Source organism: Bacteroides sp. D55t1_190419_B8, assembly GCF_015558905.1.
Classification (GTDB): Bacteria; Bacteroidota; Bacteroidia; order Bacteroidales; family Bacteroidaceae; genus Bacteroides; species Bacteroides vicugnae.
In genome coordinates, this window is record NZ_JADMOU010000008.1 from 175453 (window position 1) to 198842 (window position 23390).

At 40.2% G+C, this 23390-nt stretch carries 15 protein-coding genes and 1 tRNA gene; 9 read left to right on the top strand and 7 right to left on the bottom strand.

Features of this window, described 5'->3' with window-relative positions; all coding sequences use genetic code 11:
• Positions 1-14: 14 nt before the first annotated feature.
• From I2I13_RS09925 to I2I13_RS09950, 6 genes are all read right to left on the bottom strand, one after another.
• Positions 15-2417 carry a M60 family metallopeptidase gene (locus I2I13_RS09925; RefSeq protein WP_195649387.1) on the bottom strand — a complete coding sequence of 801 codons (2403 nt, stop codon included), beginning with the start codon at positions 2415-2417 and terminating at the stop codon, positions 15-17.
• 91 nt (positions 2418-2508) lie between these two features.
• Positions 2509-4536: a RagB/SusD family nutrient uptake outer membrane protein gene (locus I2I13_RS09930; RefSeq protein ID WP_195649388.1), complete on the bottom strand. Its 2028-nt coding sequence runs from the start codon at positions 4534-4536 to the stop codon at positions 2509-2511.
• A gap of 28 nt (positions 4537-4564) precedes the next feature.
• Positions 4565-8029: a TonB-dependent receptor gene (locus I2I13_RS09935; RefSeq protein ID WP_195649389.1), complete on the bottom strand. Its 3465-nt coding sequence runs from the start codon at positions 8027-8029 to the stop codon at positions 4565-4567.
• A gap of 108 nt (positions 8030-8137) precedes the next feature.
• Entirely contained in the window at positions 8138-10246 is a 2109-nt protein-coding gene (locus I2I13_RS09940) for a glycoside hydrolase family 2 protein (RefSeq protein WP_195649390.1), read from the bottom strand.
• Between the two features lie 20 nt (positions 10247-10266).
• The gene (locus I2I13_RS09945; protein ID WP_195649391.1) at positions 10267-11697 is read right to left on the bottom strand and encodes an alpha-L-fucosidase; all 1431 of its coding nucleotides are present in this window, start codon (positions 11695-11697) and stop codon (positions 10267-10269) included.
• Positions 11698-12413: 716 nt separating this feature from the next.
• On the bottom strand, positions 12414-16394 hold the full coding sequence (locus I2I13_RS09950) for a two-component regulator propeller domain-containing protein (protein ID WP_229128610.1): 3981 nt from the start codon (positions 16392-16394) through the stop codon (positions 12414-12416).
• Positions 16395-17273: 879 nt separating this feature from the next.
• Between I2I13_RS09950 and I2I13_RS09955 the strand changes: the two genes are divergently transcribed.
• The 3 genes from I2I13_RS09955 to I2I13_RS09965 all read left to right on the top strand — a co-directional run bounded on the left by I2I13_RS09955 (position 17274) and on the right by I2I13_RS09965 (position 18709).
• The gene (locus tag I2I13_RS09955; protein WP_122135737.1) at positions 17274-18050 is read left to right on the top strand and encodes a class I SAM-dependent methyltransferase; all 777 of its coding nucleotides are present in this window, start codon (positions 17274-17276) and stop codon (positions 18048-18050) included.
• A 70-nt stretch (positions 18051-18120) separates the two neighbouring features.
• Complete coding sequence (locus I2I13_RS09960) at positions 18121-18471, top strand: helix-turn-helix domain-containing protein (protein WP_004302575.1); 351 nt, start codon at positions 18121-18123, stop codon at positions 18469-18471.
• Positions 18472-18484: 13 nt separating this feature from the next.
• A complete protein-coding gene (locus I2I13_RS09965) occupies positions 18485-18709 on the top strand; it encodes a hypothetical protein (protein WP_004311131.1) in 225 nt (74 codons plus the stop codon).
• Positions 18710-18729: 20 nt separating this feature from the next.
• Here I2I13_RS09965 and I2I13_RS09970 read toward each other — a convergent pair whose 3' ends face one another.
• On the bottom strand, positions 18730-19428 hold the full coding sequence (locus I2I13_RS09970) for an NAD-dependent deacylase (RefSeq protein WP_148365696.1): 699 nt from the start codon (positions 19426-19428) through the stop codon (positions 18730-18732).
• A 452-nt stretch (positions 19429-19880) separates the two neighbouring features.
• On the opposite strand from I2I13_RS09970, the gene I2I13_RS09975 reads away from it, so the two are divergent.
• The 6 genes from I2I13_RS09975 (at position 19881) to I2I13_RS10000 (ending at position 23388) form a co-directional block, all read left to right on the top strand.
• A complete protein-coding gene (locus I2I13_RS09975) occupies positions 19881-20465 on the top strand; it encodes an FKBP-type peptidyl-prolyl cis-trans isomerase (RefSeq protein ID WP_008775241.1) in 585 nt (194 codons plus the stop codon).
• Between the two features lie 20 nt (positions 20466-20485).
• Positions 20486-21355 carry an FKBP-type peptidyl-prolyl cis-trans isomerase gene (locus tag I2I13_RS09980; RefSeq protein WP_009001118.1) on the top strand — a complete coding sequence of 290 codons (870 nt, stop codon included), beginning with the start codon at positions 20486-20488 and terminating at the stop codon, positions 21353-21355.
• A gap of 158 nt (positions 21356-21513) precedes the next feature.
• Positions 21514-21978: an Lrp/AsnC family transcriptional regulator gene (locus I2I13_RS09985; RefSeq protein ID WP_004302580.1), complete on the top strand. Its 465-nt coding sequence runs from the start codon at positions 21514-21516 to the stop codon at positions 21976-21978.
• Positions 21979-21983: 5 nt separating this feature from the next.
• Complete coding sequence (locus I2I13_RS09990) at positions 21984-22295, top strand: DUF4491 family protein (RefSeq protein ID WP_148365852.1); 312 nt, start codon at positions 21984-21986, stop codon at positions 22293-22295.
• Positions 22296-22385: 90 nt separating this feature from the next.
• A tRNA-Ile gene (locus tag I2I13_RS09995) sits at positions 22386-22459 on the top strand.
• 725 nt (positions 22460-23184) lie between these two features.
• Positions 23185-23388 (top strand): helix-turn-helix transcriptional regulator, encoded by a 204-nt coding sequence (locus I2I13_RS10000; protein ID WP_195532067.1) that lies wholly within the window; start codon positions 23185-23187, stop codon positions 23386-23388.
• Positions 23389-23390: the final 2 nt, after the last annotated feature.

The window sequence follows — 23390 nt, forward strand, 5'->3', positions numbered from 1 at the left end:
GTGTTATAATTCCATCATCTATAGTCATCCAGATTGGTTTCCGTAATCTGATGAACATTTGGTCGCGGCATAGGATAACCCATTCCGTTAATTTCCTCTTTCAATTGTTTAATCTGTTCTTCCGTAATTTCAAATGACTTGCTTCCATAGTCGTTCAATGTTGTCTTAACCGGATATAAGAATCCCCACTTTTCAAAGAAATCAAGCATATTCAAACCGGATATAGCACACACCTGACGTACAAAATCCAATTGGTTCATACCTTGGTTCGCCCCCTTGTCACTCGGACTCTCATGCGTACGGAAGTATTCATATAAATCATGATAAAAATCTTTCTTTTCCAACACATCTATCATGTACAATTTAAGTTGCCAAAATGGTACTAATTGAGTCTCACGAGTTATGCTTGAAATACCCGGGAGGCAATGAGGACGTTTTCCATCCACTATTAACGAGGTAGCACCTTGATAGATATTAACATATGTTCCCAATGTCTGATCGTTCTCGTCTTTTAATGTACATCCGTCCACCAACAACTTACAAGGCCTGCCAAATGATGTTTGTATAAAAAGAGACATAATATTATTGGTAACTTCAGTCTGACCAGACCATTTCAGCCCTGGACGTGTCTGGTTGCAATGACCGACCTCATGCGCAGGCCCCCAACAACGAGCAGGAAAATTGTCAGGTTTACAGAACGGTTCCGCATAGTAATCACTGGCATTATAAACCGTGCGATAATCTGACGCATTCGGGCTACTCGCCTTATAGTCAATACAAAAGTGCATCCGGTTGTTGAACATCCGGTCATATTCGACAAGCCCCATAAACTCTTCCTCCAAATACACCAAACGATCCAAATTTTCAATGGTTTTCGTTATCTCCGTATCATACTTTTTAAAATCAGATATTCTCCATGTCAGATGTGAGTATTCTCCTAAGACATCAATATCCTGATACTTGGCATTGTCACGAATGGAACTCCAATCACTTTCCCGGTTTTTCCTGACATCGAAATAACCATTCACTTTCCCCATCGCAAAATGCACTTTCACCGTTTTCATTTCAATAACCTTCTTCTGATTACCATCAGCATCCTCAAACCGAAGAGGTATGTCATCGCCTACATGATTCAGAATATAAATCAAACCACCCACTTCTACTGTCACCTCATTATATCCTTCCGACAGCTCGTAGGTTTTTGAATTATTATAGCCGCCGTTCAAATCCTGGATAAGCATTGAAACCTTACCACCCTCATAAATATCACCAACAAATATAGACAAGGTTTCACCAGCCTTTGCATAGATTCCGGTCGGATTATCTCTCAAACTATATTTGGAAGTCTTGTTGGCTGTAGCCATTATCGCAGGATTCTGATAAGGACGATAATCTGCCAATCGGTAGGAGGAGTCATAATCACCACTCAACAAAGCAAGCCCCAATTCTTTCAAATATTGATTAGGAATCTGCTTAATCTGTTTTTCTGTTACTCCTTCCTTAAGCTTCATGCCCATATTATCAGCAAAAATAACGGCCGGATCGAATTTATTATTGCTAGCTTCATAAAATTCCATCTCAGCACAACTTACCCTGTCCTCATAAGCTTTGTTTATTGTAAAACGGACATACCTGACATTTTCTATCGGTTCCGACAGCTTTATGGTAAACGGAGTATGTACTCCGTCCCCTCTCGAATAATCTCCTATCTTTATAAATTCATCAGGTTTTCCGGCAGTCGACACTTCTACACTAAACTGGTCAAATGCCCCCCATTTATTTCCTGCATCAGTGCGAGGAGTATAAACTATACTATTCAGCGTATGCTCCTTTTCCAATTCATATCTGATAAAAAACGGATATGAAACCGCCCCGAACGCAGAATTGAAATATGTTTTCTTATTTCCGTCATAAGACATTTTCAAAGTCAACGGATTCTTATCTGAATCTTTGCTTTGCGTTTCTTCAGAAGTAGCCTCTCCACCAATCACTTTTATTAATCTGTCAGCAGAACTGGGTGCAGATTCCTGAGATATTGTAATATTACATTTATGATTATCATCGTATGCTAATGTTAATACCGAAGTTCTTACTCTCTCCGTAAAAGAACGTTCGCACACAATTGTCATTTTACCATTTTCAACTACAGCAGTCAACCAATCGTCTCCTTTATTACTCAAAGCAGATATTATCCGGCTCATATCCAATCCTTGTCCTAATACAAATTCACGGCTTTCCGTCCCTCCTTCATAAGAGAAATTCATGGATTCTGTAGATATGGTAATCCAGTCATCCGGAATAGCGGAGTTTGTATTGTCACTACACGAGAAGGCTAAACAAGGGTAAAGTAAAGATAAAAAGATTATCTGCAACTTACACCACCGATCTTTTATGAAACGTATTTTTGTATTTCTCATGACTTCATTTCGATATTTTATGTGTGAAGCAAAGGTGAAGCCGGTACAAAAGAAACCGGCTTCCGCCTTAATCTATCAAGTTTTCAAACGGTTAATTCCACAACGGATTTTGAACCGTCAACTCACTCTTCTGCATCTCATTGTAAGGTACAGGATACAGTAACATTGCCTTTGACCATGGATACCTGTCTACCACAATGCGATTGTAATATGAATCGGCGCCAATTTTTTCATTAAACTCAATAGCGGTGTTTTTAGCACTATTGTACGTTTTTACAGCCGACTTACTGATATCCATACCATAACGTACCAACGACTTGTTCTCATTATCTTTAATCCATTCACCGGTAGTCTCATCTTGCGACCATCCCGCACGCATCCATCTGTGCATATCGAAGTAATAGTTTCCTTCTCCCAACATTTCAATGATACGCTCACGATAGATAGCCTCACGCTGCAAGTCCTGATTTCCAATAATATTCTTTCCATAAGGTGCAGCCTTCGTTGCCAATTCCCTATAGCCCGGAATACCGGCACGTTCACGTACCAAATCCAGATATTTGATGATATTCTCATCGCCCGGATTAATTTCATTACATACTTCCGCATAGTATAAATAGAAATCCGCCAACCGGAAATAAATCCACGGACGTCCCCAGTCCGTCGGGTTTGAGCCTTCTTTTAAAAGTGTGCGGTTATTAAATTTATAGAGCAGATAACCAGCCCTTGCATGCATAGTGTTGTCCCTGTAAGCCGCGCCTCCAGAACTGAAATACGCTCCCCAATCTGGATAACTGCTTCTTTGTATATGCCAACTCTTGCCCTCATATGTAACATCAGCATAAAAACGAGGTTCACGATTCACGTACATATTAAAGATGTGCTTGTCAACATGTTTAGTCTTATTACAAACATTTGCCCAATTAGTGAATCCATTTTCATTATAATCCGGGTCTTCACTAATATCCAACCCGCTGTCCGTAAAGAACAGGTCGATGATATTCTGATAAAAACCGACATTTCCCATTCCACTGGGAATGTCTCCGGGAATCGTACGGGCTTCCATCTTAAGGGTAACACCATCATTATAGTCATTATTTCCGTTCGCCCAAAGAATCTCATCGTTATAGTACTGAAACAATTCGTAGATAGATGTATGCGGATCCCTGTCCTCAGAATAATACAGATCCATACCATGCGATTCGGCAAATCTCAACAAAGCTTCCAGGTGTTTCTTTGCAGTTTGCCATTTATTGTCGTCACGATCAGGGAAAAGACGTTTTCCGTCTTTATTTGTCAAACTTAATGCTTCCCTATAGCCACCGTTAAACAAAGGAGAAGCTGCATATACCCATAAACGGGCACGCAATGCCAAAGCTGCCGCTTTTGTCGGACGCAAAATTTCCCGGAGATTATACATGCTGTTATCATGAGTATAATCTTGCCCTGTACCTGTCTTTATCGTTTCAGGCAAATCATCCCTATATTCACCATTTATTACAGATTCCAACAACTGATCAATATGTCCCACCATCTCATCAACAGAAGCGCGGGCATAATCTACGTTTTCATCAGATGGATCGGCAGTCTCGGGAATAATAGGCGTAGGACCATACAACTCAAACAGTAAGAAATAATTATATGCAAGCAAATAAGTGACATCAGCTTTATAACGACGCATCTCCTCTACTGAAATATAACCGTCGGCATTGATCGGATCACCTATGCTTTCAGGAGCCATATCCAAGAATATCATGGCTTGACGAATCTGTTTATAACAGTTCCACCAACGATTGTGAGTCGTGCTACTGGGAGTAAAAGTATTCTGCCCGAATTTCAGCACATTCGGATGAGCGCAAACTATTTCTCCAGAATAGATGGCTTGCGCATTAACAGTACCATTAGAATTTTGCACATCCAAACCTACTTCCGAGTAATTCGGACAAGTCTGATAGATTTCCCCATACCATTGCTTGATATATTTAGCTTTGGAAAAAACCTCTTCTTTGTCCAGATTCTGTGCAAGTTCTTTAGAAACATCCAGATAATCAGAGCAAGAAGCCAACATACCTGCCAGTGAAATGGCGGTCGCCGTACATATTGTTTTTATGATATTCATAATGTATTATTCTTATAATTGATATTGGTTAAAAAGTCACATCAAGACCAAATGTCCAGGTCGCATTAATCGGGTATCTCGCGCCACTGTTCCCTATTTCCGGATCCCACAACTTAACGTGATCCCATACGGCAAGATTACTTCCCTGCACATATACGCGAAGATTCTGCATTTTCCATTTCTGCACCAGTTTCTTATCAAACTGATATCCCAGTTCTACATTTTTCAAACGAAGGAAGCTCCCGTCCCTATACCACCATGTACTATTCAGAGTATTATTGCTATAATTATTGGTATGCAAACGAGGATACAATACGTCCATATTATTGGGATCATTTGCGCTCCAGTGATCGGCTGCCTGTACACGTGCGGAAGACTGATCCTTTCCGTTAGCAAACGGAACAAAATAGTTGGTGTTCGCTTTCAAATTGACGGATGCCTTACCCACACCCTGGAAGAATACTCCGGCATAAATACCTTTATATTGTACATTAAGGCCAAAACCATAAACGATTTGCGGGTTATTCGGAAGAACACCGCTATAGTAAGTCTGGTCATTATCATCAATAGCACCGTCACCATTCAAATCCTTATATTTGATATCACCCGGCTTCACGTCAGAAGAATAAGTCGCAATTCCATCTTTTAACTTATAGTTGTAGCTACCGTCAGCCTTTTGGGTAATAATAAAATCCTGATTGGTAAATAATCCGTCCGCAACATATATCTTGTTCGTCCCAATAGAAGTTCCGGTTTGAGCAAGCCACGGATAAGCTTGAGGGATTTCATCTTTTTCTACAATCTTATTAACCGCATAGGTCACGTTACCTCTGGCCGAAAGCACCCAGTCTCTTCCTATGTTATGTTTTACTGTTATACTAGCATCAAAACCCTTATTGGTCGTCACACCGAAGTTTTGCCAGGGATTTTCACGAAAACCGGTAGCAGTAGGAATAGTTACGCGCTGAATCAAAATATCTTCACGGCGATTACTGAAATAATCGGCAGTAATATCAACACGTCCACGGAACAGGCCTAAATCAATACCAAAGTTTGCCTTCTTCTCAATCTCCCAGCTAATGTACGGAGCAGCAAATGTATTTTCATAGATTCGTCCCATATCATTCGTAGGACCGCCGTTCACACCTGCATTTAAACCAACATTCTGGCTACCGCTATCTGTTAAGAGCTCTCTATACACAAAACGGTCACTTCCTGTATTATCATTGCCTGTAAGACCGTAAGAAGCTCTTAAACGTAATTTGCTAAGAATATTCAGGATATTTTCTTTTTGCATAAATTTCTCGGCATGTACATTCCAGGCAGCACCTACTGCAGGGAAAACACCCCAACGGTTACCGGGAGCGAAATTCTCACTACCTGTTGCACCAAAACTGGCTTCCAATACATATCGGTTATCGTAAGCATAAGTTCCGCGCATTACAATATTCTGTTTGCGGTAAGGCAACAGTTTCAAGCCACCGACATCTTGTGAACCATCCGATTTTCTGGAACCCTGGTACTGAGTTTCTTTTTGGTTGTACACAAAAGTGCCTGTAACGGCATGTTTCTTTCCAAAAGTACGCTCGTAATTCAACTGCGCTTCAATATAAATCTTCTTTGTACCACTGCTTGTGCTGACAGAAGCTTCCCCAAGCGGGCTACCCTCCGCAAATAACTTCTTGGTAAGCAACCCATTTTCATCCCGACCTGTAACCGTATACTTATCCGGGCTCATTGAACGTTTTAAAGTAGAACTGAAATCAGCGTCGAAGCTTATACTACCTTGAACGGACAATCCTTTGGTTATGAAATCGAGCTTTTGTTTCAAAGTCGCTTTGGTTTGCATGGCAACAGACCACTTTTTAGAATAACCGGAATAATTCAACAAGTTATAAGGGTTATAACGGCCGTCCGCATCCGTATCACACACAGCCGCTGTACCGTCCGACCATACAAAAGGCACCAGATGTGTGGGGAAAAGTATAATGTGCTTGAAAATCTGGTCTGAAGTATTTCCTGGATTATTCTGAGTTCTATACTGCCCACTCATATCCACGGAAAGTTTAGTCGTCGGAGTTATATCCATATCCACATTGGAACGTAAATTATAACGTTCCAGACCAATATTAGCATTATAATCGTCAAGTGGATTCGACTTGAACATACCATTTTCCTTGTAGTAAGCTCCTGATACAAAGAATTTAGTTTTCTCCGAACCACCCCGCAAATTAATCGTATAACGTTGGTTCTGTGTGTTATTTGACAATAAGTCTGTCCAGATAGAATTCGGATATAAATCCGGATCAACACCATCCCGGTATCTTGCCAGTGCTTCCGCACTATATGGAGCATTATTCTGCATATAACCGTCCCAATTAGGATTTCCAGCATCATTCCAGGACGCTTCATTCCACATTGACAAATAATCCCAGGAATTCATCAACTCCGGCATACGTGTAGGAGTCGCAATGCTATATTGCGCATTGAAACTGATAATCGTTTTTTGAGCACGTCCACGTTTGGTAGTTATCAAAACTACCCCGTTAGCTCCCTCGGAACCATATACAGCAGTGGCAGCGGCATCTTTCAAGACTGTAAATGTCTCTATTTCATCTGTATCAAGATCGTTCATACTACGAGGCACACCATCTACCAACACCAAAGGGCTTGTACCACCAGCATATGAACTTTGACCGCGAATCCAGAAATCAGCATCATCATTTCCCGGTTCACCTGAACGCTGGATAGCAATCACACCTGCCACCTGACCGGCAATCGTATTTGACAAACTACGTGTCGGTATAGCGATCTCGGCAGGTTTCATTGTATTGACAGAAGACACAACACTTTCTTTCTTTTGTGAACCATAACCAATAACGACTACATCATCCAGATTTACATTAGATTCTGCCATAGCAATGTTGATAATGCTTTTTTCTTTCACTTTCTGTTCCACGCTATTATAACCAATATAGCGGAATTCCAATACCTCACCTTCCCGAGCCTTAATTGTATATTTACCATCCATGTCTGTCAATACGCCGTTGATAGTGCCTTTCACTATTACCGTAGCTCCGATAATAGGTTCTCCCGTCCCATCAGAAACAACACCGGTGACGGTTTTGACCGTTCCTTTTTTAGCTGCCGACACTTCCTTGGAAGCAGGTGACAACACTATCTGCCGGTTCTGAAATTTGAATGTAATAGTAGTCGAGCCGAACATTTTACGAAGCGCCAGACGTATTTCTTCATTCTTACAGTTCAAACTTACCAATTGCTCTGTATTTATCTCAGTTGCGTCATAAAAGAACAAGTACCCCGAAGCCTTCTCTACTTTTGTCATGGCTTCTTTCAAAGGTATTTTACTGAACGATATGCTAATCTTTTCCGTACCGCTTTGAGCGAATATTCCAATAGAAAAGAGGCATACAATAATTAATAAATGAATTTTCTTGTATTCCATAAGTAAATTAGATATTTTATATTCCATACATTTTTTATTCCAAGTGTTTTTCAAATCAATGCAAGATCATAGTTTCACATAGGCTTTCATATTTAAAGGTTTAACAATATTTTTTACATATTATAAAGCCGGGGATTACCAACCGGCATGTTCATTCTTGTTTTCACGTGAATCGGCACTGCGTCTTTTTTCCCTTGTATAAATCCATTCGATTTCGTCTGTGCGTATTTTTCCATCATGTGTTGCGACGGCTTTTATTTTATTTATTCCATCTTCTAATGTTACATTATCAAAAACATAATGTACGTCAGTATACCCTTTACGAATACCAGTCAGTTCCTTTCCGTTGAGATATACTTTCGGAATACCAATATTGGAATAGACAGTCACAGAAGTCTGTTTCCGTTCTCGATCAGTGTTACGGCGTTGAGTCAGATAGAGTACCGGATCTTCGCTCCAGTTGGCTTTGTACCAGTAATAAGAGTCTTTTTTCATTTTCCGGTCAAAAGTCATCAACCCCTTCAGGTTACGGGCAGGTACGCCTCCACGGCTCCACATCGGCACGCCAAAGTCAAACATATTCCATAAATAGGAAGCAATGATATAAGGATGTTTCGAGATGACACTCCATTGATACTCATGTGTTTTGGTTTGGAATGTTTCGGGATAGAAAGGTTTTCCCCAGTTCAAGGCATCACCAAGATATTCTGTCTGATGATCCGGATTAGCGTCCGCGCCATATTCTGTTAACATCAGTTTCTGCCACGGATATTTCTCTTCAAGCCCTTTCACCCACGGTTCAATATCTTGCAGTTTCTTCTCATACCACCCGAAATAACGGTTCATTCCCTGAATATCAGCATTCTGATTCACCGCATGCTCAGCGTGTCCGAAGCCATTGACGGCTACTGTATAGCGGTCCGGATCCTCTGTCTTGGCAAGGTCATGAAGTGCCTGTGTCAGTCCGGCCGTATATTCGTGAGGTTGATATACTTCATTATGTAATCCCCAGACATAAATAGAAGGATGATTGAAACTCTGACGAATCAATTCACGGAGTTGAGATTGTGCGTTTTCGGCTTCATACCCTGTCACACGATTCACAAAAGGTATTTCAGCCCAAATGACAAGTCCCAATGAATCACAGCAAGAATACAGATAATCCGACTGCTGATAGTGGGCAAAACGAACAGTTGTTGCTCCTATGTCCATAATTTGTGCCAAATCAAAGTCATGTTCCTTATTAGTGAGAGCACTCCCCAGCCCCCACCAATCCTGATGACGGGTTACTCCATACATCGGATACTTCTCACCGTTCAGATAAAATCCCTTACCGGCTATAATCTCATATTTACGGATACCCAACGGTTGGACTACTTCGTCAATTACTTTTCCATCCGCCATCAGACGTGAAACAACTTTGTATAAATAAGGATCCTTACGTCCTTGCCAGAGATGAGGCCTGTTCAACTCAAAAGAGGAGACATAAGTTTGTGTTCCTTGTGGAGTTAGTTCCAAAAGAAGACGATGAGAATCCACTTTCTTTCCCTCTCGTGTATAAATGATGTTTTCAAGCACCAGACTGGCAGGAGTCAGGCTACCGTTATCCAGTTTTACCTTCACAGCAATATCTGCCGAACGTCTAGATACGTTTTTCTGGGTAATATACACTCCCGGAGAAGCACAATCGGTTACTGTTATGTTATTTTGCTCAGTAATAATAAGCCAAACCGGACGATAAATTCCTCCATACACACCGAAAAGGTTATGATTCACAGGAATAACATCCGCACGGGAAGCATTGTCAGCTTTCACCATGATTTCGTTTTCAGCACCGAGCTTTAAAGCGGTTCCGATTTCAAAAGCAAAAGCACTGTATCCTCCTTTATGTGTGCCGACAAGCTTACCGTTCACATAAACCTCGGTGTTTGCGCCCACACCTTCAAACCGAAGAAATACACGCTTCCCTTTCAAGCCTTCGCCAAAGAATTGTTTTTTTTTATAATAGCCGACTCCTTCGTAAAAGGAAGCCGCTTTTACCTGCATATCTTTAGCATTCCATGTATGAGGCAAATTTACTGTTTCCCATTTCCCATTCCACTGGGCAGCCACTTTTACCGGCTCTTCCGAAAAGGGACCGCGTTTGAACAACCATCCTTCATTGAAAGAGGTCACTTCACGGGCAGCAAGAGAGAAGAACTGCCCGAGAAGCATCAATAATATAAATGTAGAATTGAACTTCATAATCTAATTCCCTGTTTGGTTTATGTCAAAGCATCCCGATAAATTCCCTTTGTTCCTTTAGCTGCACGAACTTTAAGCCGGATGACATAAGGTTCATCCGGACTCTTCTCAGGGATAGATATGTTATACTCGTTACGGGCTGTTTCGACAACATTCATCTCTTCGCCGGTTCCCAACAAGGCAGCTTTTTCAACTGAAATTCCTTTCGGAGTTTTTACCACTAGACGTTCACTATATGGTTGATTAAATACTATCATATACACTTCACCATTTTTGCCGCGTGTGTAATATCCCCAATCCTGTTTGTCGAATCCGGCATAATCACAAGCATAGACAGCTTCTCCATAACGGTGCATCCATTTGCCGATAGCTGTAGCCAACGCTTTTTCTTCCGGACGAAAATCTCCATCTGCCTGCGGGCCAAAGTTTACAACCATATTTCCACCCATAGAGACAGCATGTACAATACGATCAATTACCTCAATCGGAGTTTTGACATAACTCAATGACCAGTCTTTGTGATATCCCCATTGGTTTTCAGGAATAGTCATACAAGCTTCCCAGTCCCATTGCGTTACTTTAAGATCTTTCACCGGATCGGGCAGCCGACGCTCGTAACCGGATTCATAGTCTCCCATCAGGCGTCCGTTACTGTCGAAATGGCGTTTTCCATTATCATCGGCGCGCAGACGGCTGTTAATAGTAACGCCTGGCAGCATTTCTTTCAACATTTGCTCCGCATGAGCAGTCCACCAGCCATTCTTCTTGATACTGGCATCCCATGTACCGTCAAACCAAAAATCTTTCACTGTCGGGTAACGCGTAGCCAATTCTTTCAACTGATTGTCCGTAAACTCCAGAAAGCGGCTGAATGCAATACTATCTTCTTCGGATTTGATACTATAACGGTAGTCGGGATGGCTCCAATCCATTACAGAGAAATAAAAGTGCACATCAATGCCTTCGTCATTATAGGCTTTTACCATTTCGCCCAATACATCTTTTTTATAAGGAGTATTCGCAACCGTATATTTTGAATATTTGCTTGGCCACAAACAGAAGCCTTCATGATGCTTCGTTGTAATCTTTACGTACTTGGCACCCATTTCTTTCGCCATTTTAGCCCATTTCTTTGCGTCAAATTTTGTGGGATTCCATTGTTCCATCAATTTCAACCATTCGTCAGCAGGTACTTTTGCCCAACTTTTCAACCATTCGGCTGCTCCACCATACACTTTCCCATTCCATTCTCCTCCGGGAATGGCATATAGTCCCCAATGGATAAAAGCCCCCAGACGATTATCGCGGAATTTTTGCATAGCAGGATCTTGTCTTTTACCGTCATTCGTAGCTCCATATTTCAAAGGAATCTCCTTTTTAGTCTCCTGGGCAAAGGTTACAGAACCGACAGTAATTAATAATAATAGCAGCGTTATCAATTTGCTTTTCATGTGATAAATAATATTAGAGGTTCAATGATGCACTAAAAATTAAAGCACCGTAAAAGTATAGGAGACATACAATTTCCATAAACGTAAATATTGCAAAAAGAAAGCTTGTGAATCCGCATGGAAGAAACGACCACATTTTATGGAAGATTTGGGTACATTTTGCTTCTTCTTTCCAATTTCTCACAAGTTATACCCCACACAATTCTAGCAAATAACAACCACAAAACAAGCTTATAAGAACCTGTCCAAATCTGTACGGTTATGGATTAATTCATTCTACAAGCTCTTGTCTTATGCATCTTACAATAAAATAGACTAAGAACCTATATGAATGATGTATTTTGTTTCTATTCACTAATCGCCGACCTCTGTTGCCTATCTAGCCAACTAGAGTCGGCTGTTTAGACAACAGTAGTCAGCTAGATAGACAACAATAGTTGGCTTCTCATATGCAAACTATTTAATTTGATAAGATTGTCATAGCTGAGATGAAGGCTACGAACTGTGAAGATACAAAACTGCGAAAGTGTAAACACTGTGAAGGCGTGAAGACCGTGAAGAAGAAAGTTACTCTTTGTCTGTTCACAGGGAACAGCTGTCAGACAGATAATTATCTTCCAGTGAAGAAAGTGAAAGAGATGGATTCAACTTTATTGTGTCTTTAGTCATTTTCGGTACGATTCGTCCATTTCAAAATGGAAATGAACAAATCAGGACTACTCTCCTTTTTTACTCCGTACTGCTTGTGGAGCAACTCCAAAATATGATTTGAAGGATTTACTGAAGTAACGAGGTGAAGAAAAACCTAATCGGATAGAAATCTCTGAAATATTAAACTCGGAATGGTTCTTTAACAGAAACATAGCTTCATCAAGTTTTACTTTTAAAATAAACTCATTCGGAGTCAATCCGGTTATCTGTTTGAATTGCATATATAGTTTGCTGCGCCCCATACAAAGTTCAGAAGCAAGTGTCGTAACATCAAATTCCTGATTTTCAAAATTCTCTTTTATAATACTGACACATTTCACCAGCAACTCCCTATCACGTTCATTAATAACTTCCGGTACAGAAGACTCTGTTACTGTTTTATCTGCATAATGAGCGATCAGGCGCTTCTTATTCTTTATGAGATTATTGCAACGGGCTAATAATACCTTTACATTAAATGGCTTCGTTACATAATCATCCGCTCCGAACATCAAACCTTCCACAACATATTCTACAGAAGTTTGGGCAGTCAGCAGAACTACAGAAATATGAGAAAGTTCCACATTGGTTTTAATCTTATAACATAATTCCTTTCCTGACATTTCAGGCATCATCACATCACTCACTATCAAATCAGGCTGTATTTGTTGTGCCATCACCCAACCTTCGCGCCCATTCCGTGCAATATATACCTTATACATCGGTAAAAAGATGTCCTCCAACATAGATAATAATTCTTCATTATCATCAACCAAAAGAACAGCAGGCTTATCTCCTTTCACACTTTCTTGCAGAGACGGATGTTGTGCCGGCTCAATAATCTGATCATGAATGGGAACGGTCTCCTGAACAATAACCGACTCCCGTCCCTCCGTAACCGCCATCTCTTCATCACTAAAATGCCGGTTTCCCAAAGGAAGAAACAAAGTAAACTTAGTCCCCTTACCTACTGTACTCTCCACATCTATCTTTCCATGATGCATAGTCATAATTCCTTTAGCCAAAGCCAATCCGATTCCTGTCCCCAAAGTAAAAGCTGAGGAAGAATTGTCTGTCTGATAGAATCGGTCAAAAATCTTCGAGATCTGTTCTGCCGGGATTCCTATACCTGTATCACAAACCGAAACCAAAGCCTGGGAAGCAATTTTTCTGACCTCAATCGTTATCATACCTTTATTAGATGTATATTTAAAGGCATTTGACAACAGATTAAAGATCACTTTTTGCATTTGTGTCGAATCAAACCATACGGAAATTGATTCTTCCACATGATTAAAACGATAATTGATTTCCTTCTTTTGAGCATATTCATAAAAGCACATATAAATCTGACGAGTAAAAGTGACTAAATTTTGTTCTTCTACCTTCAGTTTCAAATATCCTTGCTCCTGCTTACGGAAATCAAGCAATTCGGATATCAGGTCCCGCATATGCCAAGCGTTTTTATAGATACGAAGAATACGGTTATACACAGATGTACTTAATTTATCCATTTGCATCAACACTTCAATCTGTCCTAGGATAAGAGTAAGTGGAGTGCGAAACTCGTGAGAAATATTTGTAAAAAAACGTAGTTTTGCCTGATTTAGTTCTTCAATTCTCTCCTTTTCTTTCCGCTCAAATTCCAAAGAAGACTTTAAAGCAGCCTGCCGTGTTTTAAAACGGATAAATGCGATCATTACCCCTAGTAAGCAAAGGAGATAGAAAAGATATGCCCATATAGTAGCATAAAAAGGGGTGGAAACATGTACATTCAAATAAATCTCACTCTCCGGCTTCGGGTTATCCCATGAACGAACCCTAAGTATATAATCTCCGGGAGGCAAATTTGTATAAGTAATTGTGGTTCCGGAAGTTTGAGTCCAGGTCTTATCAAAACCCTCCAAGCAATATTCAAACAAACGGTTCTGCTCATTATTATAATCAAATGTGGCAAATTCCACTGTTATGTTATTTTGCTTGTAACTCAAAAATATATCCGACGTCTTTGCCAGTATATCAGACAAAATACCTGTATTGTCATTAGGAATGATCTCCTCATTAAAAATAAGTAACTTATCAAAATTCAAGAAATTTCTGACCGGTGTTGCATATAAGGATTGTTCCTGAAACAAGGCTAACCCATTGGTACCACCTATAAAAATAACCGATTTCTCACTACGATATAAAGCGGAGCCTTGACTATAAGTCTGATTGAAGAGATGATATGTATCTTCTACTGTCTCTTTTTCCCGACTAAAGACAGAAAGCCCTTTTCCATGTAAAAGATAGAGCCTTTGGTCTTCAACCGATTCACATATATAATAACAGTAATCACTCGGAAGGCTATGATTCAAAGTACTGTATGATTTAAAAGCTTGCTCTTTTTCCTGATATTTGAATATTCCCGAACCTATCGTACAGAAATATACATCTCTTCTGCTATCCTCAAAGATATGCACAACTTTAAATCTCCCTATTGCAGCAGTATCCTTGGCATCCAATAGGTAACGAGTTACCTTCGATGATGGTAAATGCACACAAATAACCCCTCCACTAGCCGACGCAAGCCACATACGATGACGGCTATCAATCAAAAAGGTTTCATATGCATATTCCCGGCTCACCAACTTTTGAATAGTAGTATCTTCCGAAAGCGGAGAAAATTTCTCCGTCATCGGATCCATAAAAATCGGACCACCCTGTGTCAAAAGAGCAAGCCCACCCTTATACTCTTGAATATCATTCACAATCTCATGCGGCAAGGATGCCGGATTTCCCCTTATATGATGAAGTGTATGTCCTTTGTTTGACTTTAAGTCCAAAATGAACAATCCTCCCAAATGGGTACCTACATACAACCGGTCATTCTCTGTCCGATAGAATATTGATTTCAGATTATCACTTCCTATACTTTTCGTATCTTCCGGATTATGCTGATACCGGATAAAGCTTCCCGTAGCCGCATGATAACAATTCAAACCTCCTCCCTCTGTGCAAATCCACAAATTCCCTTTATTATCTTCTGTCATTTTACCGACAACCGGAAAACTCAGGCAGTCTTCCTGTAAAGGTTCCGCATAATAGAAATGATTATTTATTTTATCAGGATTAAAGACATTCACTCCCCCATAATAAGTTCCAATCCAAATATTGCCTTGCATATCTTTATGAAGGGATAGAATCGAATGATGACTCAGCGTATTTGACGAATCTCCATAACGCGTATAATGGCTCCATTCATCAACCGCCGGATCATAACAGTCGAGTCCACGGAAAGTCCCTATCCAAATACGTTTAAAATTATCTTCCAATATACACCGAACCTGATTGTTCGACAATCCCTTTTCTCTTGAATCATCTCTATAATGCGTTATCTCACGGGTAGCAGAAATACGGAATGCCCCATCCCAAGTGCCTACCCATATATTGCCGTCACTATCTCCTGAAATACATTTACCTCTGCTGAACGAAAACAACACGTCCTGTCTGGCAAGATTCTTACGGGAAATGGCAATCAAATGCCTGGATGTTACGACCCATATCGAATCCTTATTTACATATAAGGCTTCTCCTGCTCCAACCTGCAATCGGGTTACAAAAACCAAATCAGGATTATTATCTGTATAATAATAAATACCGGTGCCACAACTGACCCAAAGAGTATCTCCTTCACAGAATATACCTCTTACATCTTTCTGTCGTAAACAAGTGAATTGTTCTTTATAAATATCCAACTTGACCAAGTCATTTCCAGAACGGATATATACCTTTCCTTTTTTATCCCCACACAATTCATTGATTTCGTTATTCGTCAATCCTTGGCCATCTTGTGAGGGACGGAATATTTTCACTTCCTTGCCGTTATATCTGTTCAAACCTTCCGTTGTCCCCAACCACACCACACCTAACTCATCCTGATAAATGGAAGGAATGCAAATCTGAGACAACCCGTCCGAGACTCCCAAATGTTTAAAATAGTAGTCTTTTCCGCTGGCTATTGTCATGCACAGCAAGCTCAAAATAACAGCAACGAAAACTTTTCCTTTTTCAGATATAATCAAACCTCTCATTTAGCCAAACACAATAAAAGATTAAGATACTTCATCAATCCTGTAACGACTGTCTGTCGGATACGAATTGGTTGATAGTATAAGTGCCTGCTATTTGTAAGTCCGTAACCTTACTATTTAAGAGTATTATAGGGAAGGGATACAAAAAAGGGCACAAACACACTTTCCTTCATTGCTTGGTAAGGCTCTAGCAAAGCCCGAAGTTCAAATAAAGAAAAAGCAGTCTACGCCCTTGGATAAGGGTATAAACAAAGCTTAGACTTATTATTTTGAACTTCCTTTTAAATTTGCTAGATTTAACCAAGTCAAATAACTGCCTACAAGTTATACAATATGTCTTTTAATTAATATTCCTAAAATATACCTCCTTTTTGTTTGAATTTGCCCACAAAGTTAAATAAAAAAGACGAATATACGCAAAGAAACAATAAGTTATATCAAAAACTATCAGCATTACTTCAGTAATCACCCACCCAATCCAACTTTTAAGTAGATTTATTTGACGATTCTTGCTAAAATACAGGCTCACAGTTTTTTTCTTAAAAGAAATCATCGGGTTTTACACCTAAAACCCTATCTTTGCCACAAACTAAAAAAAAAAATTGGATGTTTAACTCATTTTCATTCCATAAGGATTCCGTTCTGTAAATAATCTGTAAACCTTCCTCTCATTACAGATTATCCCTTATGTTTTCTGACATACTCTTGTCAGAGTTATTTTCTATATCTAAATTTTCAAACTATTTGTATGGTCAAATGGTTGCAAGCATCATCATATGCCTCCATTCGCCATACAACTAAAACATTAAAACAATGAGTAACGATTTTAAATCAATCCACGAATTCGATTTTACACTGATATGTAATTACTTCAAGGCATTAAAACGTCAAGGTCCCGGAAGTCCTGAAGTCACACAAAAAGCCGTAAGCTTCATCAACGAACTGTCCGACAAGGCACGAATAGCCGACATTGGCTGTGGCACGGGCGGTCAGACAATGGCATTAGCCAACTATACGAAAGGACAAATTACAGGTATCGACCTTTTCCCCGACTTTATCGAGCTATTCAACAAAAATGCAATAGAAGCCCATTGTGAAGACAGAGTAAAGGGTATTGTCGGCTCCATGGACGCTCTGCCGTTTCAAGAGGAAGAGCTCGATCTGATCTGGTCCGAAGGCGCTATCTATAATATAGGATTCGAACGCGGCATGAACGAATGGAACAAATTCCTGAAAAAGAACGGATTTATCGCTGTAACGGAAGCCTCGTGGTTCACCCCGGAACGTCCCTCCGAAATAGAAGACTTCTGGATGGCCAATTACCCGGAAATCGATACGATCCCAAGAAAGATAATGCAAATGGAAAAAGCAGGATATATCCCGACAGCCCATTTCATTTTACCGGAAAATTGCTGGACCGAGCATTTCTATGCTCCCCAATTCCCGGTTCAGGAAGCTTTCTTAAAGGAATATGCAGGAAATGACGCAGCCGCAGACCTCATCACCGGGCAACGGTATGAAGAGAGCCTATATAATAAGTATAAGGAATACTACGGCTACGTATTCTATATAGGACAAAAAAGAGATTGATTATCTGCCGGAGAAGTTAGCAAGATAGGACAACTCTCCGGCATTTATTATCCTTTACTTTGCAGAAAACATGGAGACGAAAGATATCAATAAACAGGAATATCAGTTACGGATCAATAAAGTGACCGACTATATTCACAATCACATAGACCAGCCGTTATCATTACAGAAAATGGCAGGTATCGCCTGCTTTTCTCCTTTCCACTTCCATCGCGTATTTACAATCCTGACGGGCGAAACGCCTACGGATTATATCAAACGCACCCGGATTGAAAAAGCAGCCCTATTATTAAAACGAAACAAGGAACTTTCCGCCACCGAAATCGCCCGCCTTTGCGGCTTTAGCAGCCTTTCACTTTTAAGTCGCAATTTCAGGTTACATTTCAGTATGACGATCCGGGAGTTCCGTTCATTAAAATAAAACTCTAAAGAATATGGAAAAAGAAAATAAGATTCTGATTTTTCGAACTTCTATCACCCAAAGGCGTGACATCAAGCGCATAGGAGAGCTTTTGGCAGAGTTCCCCCAAATAGACAAATGGAATGTGGACTTTGAGGACTGGGAGAAAATATTAAGAATCGAGTGCAGGGATATCTCTGCACTCGAAATATCGGAAGTACTCCGGAACAATCATATTTTTGCCACCGAACTGGAATAAAACCGGGAAGAGAAAACCTCTCAAACTCCCAACAATTGTTTCAATTCAGCCACTCCTTCAGAAGCTCCCTTCTGAATTACATGTATCGAACGGGAAGTATGCGTATCTACCGGTTTCGGATCAATCAGATACACCTCTGCTCCTCTCGGTACATAATGAAGCAACCCCGCTGCAGGATATACATTAAGCGACGTACCGATAATAACGAAAATATCCGCTTTCTCCACATATTGGATGGCTGTTTCAATTTCCGGCACAGCTTCTCCAAACCATACGATAAAAGGTCGCAATTGAGTGCCGTCGCCGGCCTTGTCTCCCATCTTCACTTCATATTCTTCCGGTTTCAGTTCTTTTATGTAATGGGGATTATGAGGATCTCTACTGGAACACACCTTCGTCAGTTCGCCATGCAGATGAATGATGTGGCTGCTCCCGGCACGTTCGTGCAAGTTATCGATATTCTGTGTCACCACCGTTACATGGAAGTTTTTCTCCAGTTCTGCCAACAATTCATGTCCACGGTTCGGCTTTACTTCCAACAACTGTTTCCGACGTTCATTATAGAAATTAATCACCAAAGCCGGGTCACGCTGATAACCTTCAGGAGTAGCCACCTGCTCTACAGGATATTTATCCCACAAACCGCCTGCATCGCGAAATGTACTAATCCCACTCTCGGCACTCATACCCGCACCCGTCAAAACTACCAGATTCTTCATTACTATTCCTCCTTCTTTTTTTAATAGCCACACAAATGTAATCAGAATCATCGAATAAAAGAACACTTTCTTACGCTTAATATAATCCGGTTTATGCAGAACTTTAAGATGAAAGATACAGATAGTTAGCATTATTTATGGCAACAACTATTCGTCTGACTACTGTTATTCTTTCGTCTGACAGTTGTCAGACGAAAAAACAACAATTGTCAGACGATTAATTATCTACATAAACCAACCTAAATAATAAGAATAAGCCGATTAAATCCTACGAATAAAAGGACTAATTCTTAAAAGAAAAGCGATTAACTTTCACAGATATAAGAATTTTTAAATAGCAAATGCTAAATCATTCAAATAAAACACGTACTTTTGCGATTCATAAATTTGCAATTGATTGAAAGCTAAAACCATGATGGTGATGCATTTCAATCGCCAACAAAAAACATTATATGGATAAATTCAGTTACGCTATTGGCCTCGGAATTGGTCAAAACTTATCAAGTATGGGAATCGGAAACCTTGCGGTAGATGATTTCGCACAAGCAATCAAAGACGTATTGGAAGGCAATCAGACGGCTATCAGCCACAATGAAGCCCGCGAAATAGTAAACAAGTATTTCGAAGAACTGGAAGCTAAAATGGGTGCCGTTGCTATCGAGCAAGGACAGGCTTTCCTCGAAGAAAACAAAAAAGGACCGGGGGTAGTTGTTCTTCCCAGCGGACTACAATATGAAATTATCAAAGAAGGTACAGGCAAAAAGCCGAAAGCTACCGACCAGGTAAGATGCCACTATGAAGGAACATTGATCGACGGTACGCTGTTCGACAGTTCTATCCAACGCGGAGAACCGGCTGTATTCGGTGTCAACCAAGTAATCCCGGGATGGGTGGAAGCGTTGCAGCTGATGCCGGAAGGTTCTAAATGGAAACTGTATATTCCGTCAGAACTCGGCTATGGCGCAAGAGGTGCCGGGGAAATGATCCCTCCTCATAGCACACTCATTTTTGAAGTAGAATTACTCGAAGTATTATAAATAAAAAATTTCAAAGCAAAATGAAAAAAGTTAGTATTTTTATGGCAATCGCCGCTGCTGCAAGCCTTGCTTCTTGTACAGCTCAAGCTCCTAAAGCAAATCTGAAATCAGACATCGACTCACTGTCTTATTCTATCGGTATGGCTCAGACTCAAGGTCTGAAAGGCTATCTGACAGGTCGTCTGGACGTTGATACTACCTACATGGCAGATTTCATCAAAGGTTTGAACGAAGGCGCAAACAAGACTAGCAAAAAAGACATCGCTTACATGGCAGGTCTGCAAATCGGTCAGCAAATCAGCAACCAGATGATGAAAGGTATCAACCAGGAATTATTTGGCACTGACTCTACTAAAACTATCAGCAAAGAAAACTTCCTGGCAGGTTTCATCGCAGGTACTTTGGAAAAAGGCGGCGTAATGACCATGGAAGCAGCTCAAGAATACACTCGTACAGCTATGGAAACTATCAAAGCAAAAGCTTTGGCAGAAAAATATGCTGACTACAAAGCTGAAAACGAAAAATTCCTTGCTGAGAACAAGACTAAAGATGGTGTAAAAACAACTCCGAGCGGTCTGCAATACAAAGTAATCACTGAAGGTAAGGGTGAAATTCCTGCTGACACTTGCAAAGTGAAAGTAAACTACAAAGGTACTTTGATCGACGGAACAGAATTCGACAGCTCTTACAAACGTAACGAACCGGCTACTTTCCGTGCTAACCAAGTAATCAAAGGTTGGACAGAAGCATTGACTATGATGCCTGTAGGTTCTAAATGGGAACTTTACATCCCTCAAGACCTTGCTTACGGTGCAAGAGAATCCGGCAACCAGATTAAACCGTTCTCTACTTTGATTTTCGAAGTTGAACTGGTAAGCATCGAAAAATAAGGAAGTTCTTTCTAAATAGAAAAAGGAAAGAGGCGCAAAACATTTGCGCCTCTTTTTTTGCTTTTTCCTATTTTTTTTCTCGGAAAAGAAGAATAATTAAAATAAATCTCTATATTTGCTTACTATTTGATAACAACAGGAAATTACAATTTATTATTATGGAAAGAATAGACAACCTCGACAGGCAGATCTTAGAGATTATCTCCCAGAATGCCCGCATCCCTTTTAAAGACGTAGCAGCCGAATGTGGAGTGTCACGCGCAGCTATTCATCAGCGTGTGCAAAGACTGATTGACCTAGGTGTCATTGTAGGCTCTGGTTACCATGTTAACCCGAAATCGCTGGGATACAGAACTTGTACCTACGTGGGTATCAAACTGGAAAAAGGATCCATGTACAAATCTGTCGTAGCGGAACTACAAAAGATTCCCGAAATTGTGGAATGTCATTTCACTACAGGCCCGTACACAATGCTGACAAAGCTTTATGCATGCGACAACGAACATCTGATGGATTTGCTGAATAACAAAATGCAAGAAATACCGGGTGTGGTAGCTACCGAGACATTGATTTCTCTGGAACAGAGTATCAAGAAAGAAATCCCCATCCGCGTTGAAAAATAATTATGATGGAGTTTCTAAATGAATATCACCTCGCAGGGTTATTCATCGGAATATGTACCTTTTTGATTATCGGCCTTTTTCACCCCGTCGTGGTAAAGGCCGAATACTATTGGGGTACAAAATGCTGGTGGATATTCCTGATACTCGGCATAGCCGGTGTGGTCGCCTCATTAAGCATCGATAATGTGATTTTATCTTCTTTGCTTGGCGTGTTTGCGTTTTCTTCCTTCTGGACGATTAAAGAGGTTTTCGAACAGGAAGAACGGGTACAAAAAGGATGGTTCCCCAAGAACCCGAAGCGCAAATATAAGTTCTAAAAATAAAGTATCGTAGTTTTTTATCAAAAGGATTTGCATAATTCGAGGGAAAATACTACTTTTGTCACCGCATCCAACAAAGGATACACCGGACTTGTAGCTCAGTTGGTTAGAGCAACAGACTCATAATCTGGAGGTCCCTGGTTCAAGCCCAGGCTGGTCCACGTTGAAAATCAAGCAGTTAGCACATCGCTGACTGCTTGATTTGTTTTTAGAGTGACCTTGAGGTGACCTTTTTGCGCCGAAACTCCGTTTTCAGTGACCTTGCGTAATTTCATGAAAACACAAATAATCTCTTATACTGTCAAAGCCCCTCTTTCCATGTGCTAGAAATGGATGATTATGTTGAATCTGCATTAATGAACAAAACTACGGCAAACGGAGATTTTATCAGAATAATCTTAGAGTTAGATGCGCAAGATAAGAGTTTAAACTGCAACAGCAAAAGAAAATACATTTTCCAACAACAATCACGATCTTCTTCTTGACAAACTGCTTATTTCTTGTAACTCACTGATACACAATGCCAACGAAAGCACAAAAACACCAAAAGAAACAAATTGGAAACAAGAATTACCGAAAACCCCAAACTACAAACAAGAGATAACAAAAAATTAACACGGAAAGATTAGAAATTTTCATTTTCTGTCATTTGATTACTTGGTTCGGATGATTCAAAAAGGGCAAAAACCAACCTCATTGGCGGCTCAACAATTGGGTTGAAATTTGACTTTGGTTGGAAAAAATACACGAAAAGTGGACTTGTCAAGTGGCAATTTATAGTATTTTCAAAGAAAATAAAGGTGTATAAGTGACTTTCCAAAAGTAAATGTCTTTTTCTCATAGAATTTTATTAACTTTACACCAAACTTTATCATTATTGAATCTTATGGGAAAGTTAAATCGACTCAAAGCAGTTCTTGCAGAGCAGGACAAAACCAGTAAATGGTTGGCAGAACAGGTTGGAAAGTCAGCTTGTACTGTTAGCAAATGGTGTAACAACAGTGTACAACCCGATCTTAATACACTTGATAAAATATCGAAGCTATTAGACGTGGATATTAAAGATTTGTTAGTTTCAAATAAGGAATAACT

Coding starts and splice junctions, on each gene's coding strand:
- I2I13_RS09925 (WP_195649387.1), bottom strand. CDS start 2,417: ATGAGAAATACAAAAATACGTTTCATAAAAGATCGGTGGTGTAAGTTG.
- I2I13_RS09930 (WP_195649388.1), bottom strand. CDS start 4,536: ATGAATATCATAAAAACAATATGTACGGCGACCGCCATTTCACTGGCA.
- I2I13_RS09935 (WP_195649389.1), bottom strand. CDS start 8,029: ATGGAATATAAAATATCTAATTTACTTATGGAATACAAGAAAATTCAT.
- I2I13_RS09940 (WP_195649390.1), bottom strand. CDS start 10,246: ATGAAGTTCAATTCTACATTTATATTATTGATGCTTCTCGGGCAGTTC.
- I2I13_RS09945 (WP_195649391.1), bottom strand. CDS start 11,697: ATGAAAAGCAAATTGATAACGCTGCTATTATTATTAATTACTGTCGGT.
- I2I13_RS09950 (WP_229128610.1), bottom strand. CDS start 16,394: ATGACAATAGCCAGCGGAAAAGACTACTATTTTAAACATTTGGGAGTC.
- I2I13_RS09955 (WP_122135737.1), top strand. CDS start 17,274: ATGAGTAACGATTTTAAATCAATCCACGAATTCGATTTTACACTGATA.
- I2I13_RS09960 (WP_004302575.1), top strand. CDS start 18,121: ATGGAGACGAAAGATATCAATAAACAGGAATATCAGTTACGGATCAAT.
- I2I13_RS09965 (WP_004311131.1), top strand. CDS start 18,485: ATGGAAAAAGAAAATAAGATTCTGATTTTTCGAACTTCTATCACCCAA.
- I2I13_RS09970 (WP_148365696.1), bottom strand. CDS start 19,428: ATGAAGAATCTGGTAGTTTTGACGGGTGCGGGTATGAGTGCCGAGAGT.
- I2I13_RS09975 (WP_008775241.1), top strand. CDS start 19,881: ATGGATAAATTCAGTTACGCTATTGGCCTCGGAATTGGTCAAAACTTA.
- I2I13_RS09980 (WP_009001118.1), top strand. CDS start 20,486: ATGAAAAAAGTTAGTATTTTTATGGCAATCGCCGCTGCTGCAAGCCTT.
- I2I13_RS09985 (WP_004302580.1), top strand. CDS start 21,514: ATGGAAAGAATAGACAACCTCGACAGGCAGATCTTAGAGATTATCTCC.
- I2I13_RS09990 (WP_148365852.1), top strand. CDS start 21,984: ATGGAGTTTCTAAATGAATATCACCTCGCAGGGTTATTCATCGGAATA.
- I2I13_RS10000 (WP_195532067.1), top strand. CDS start 23,185: ATGGGAAAGTTAAATCGACTCAAAGCAGTTCTTGCAGAGCAGGACAAA.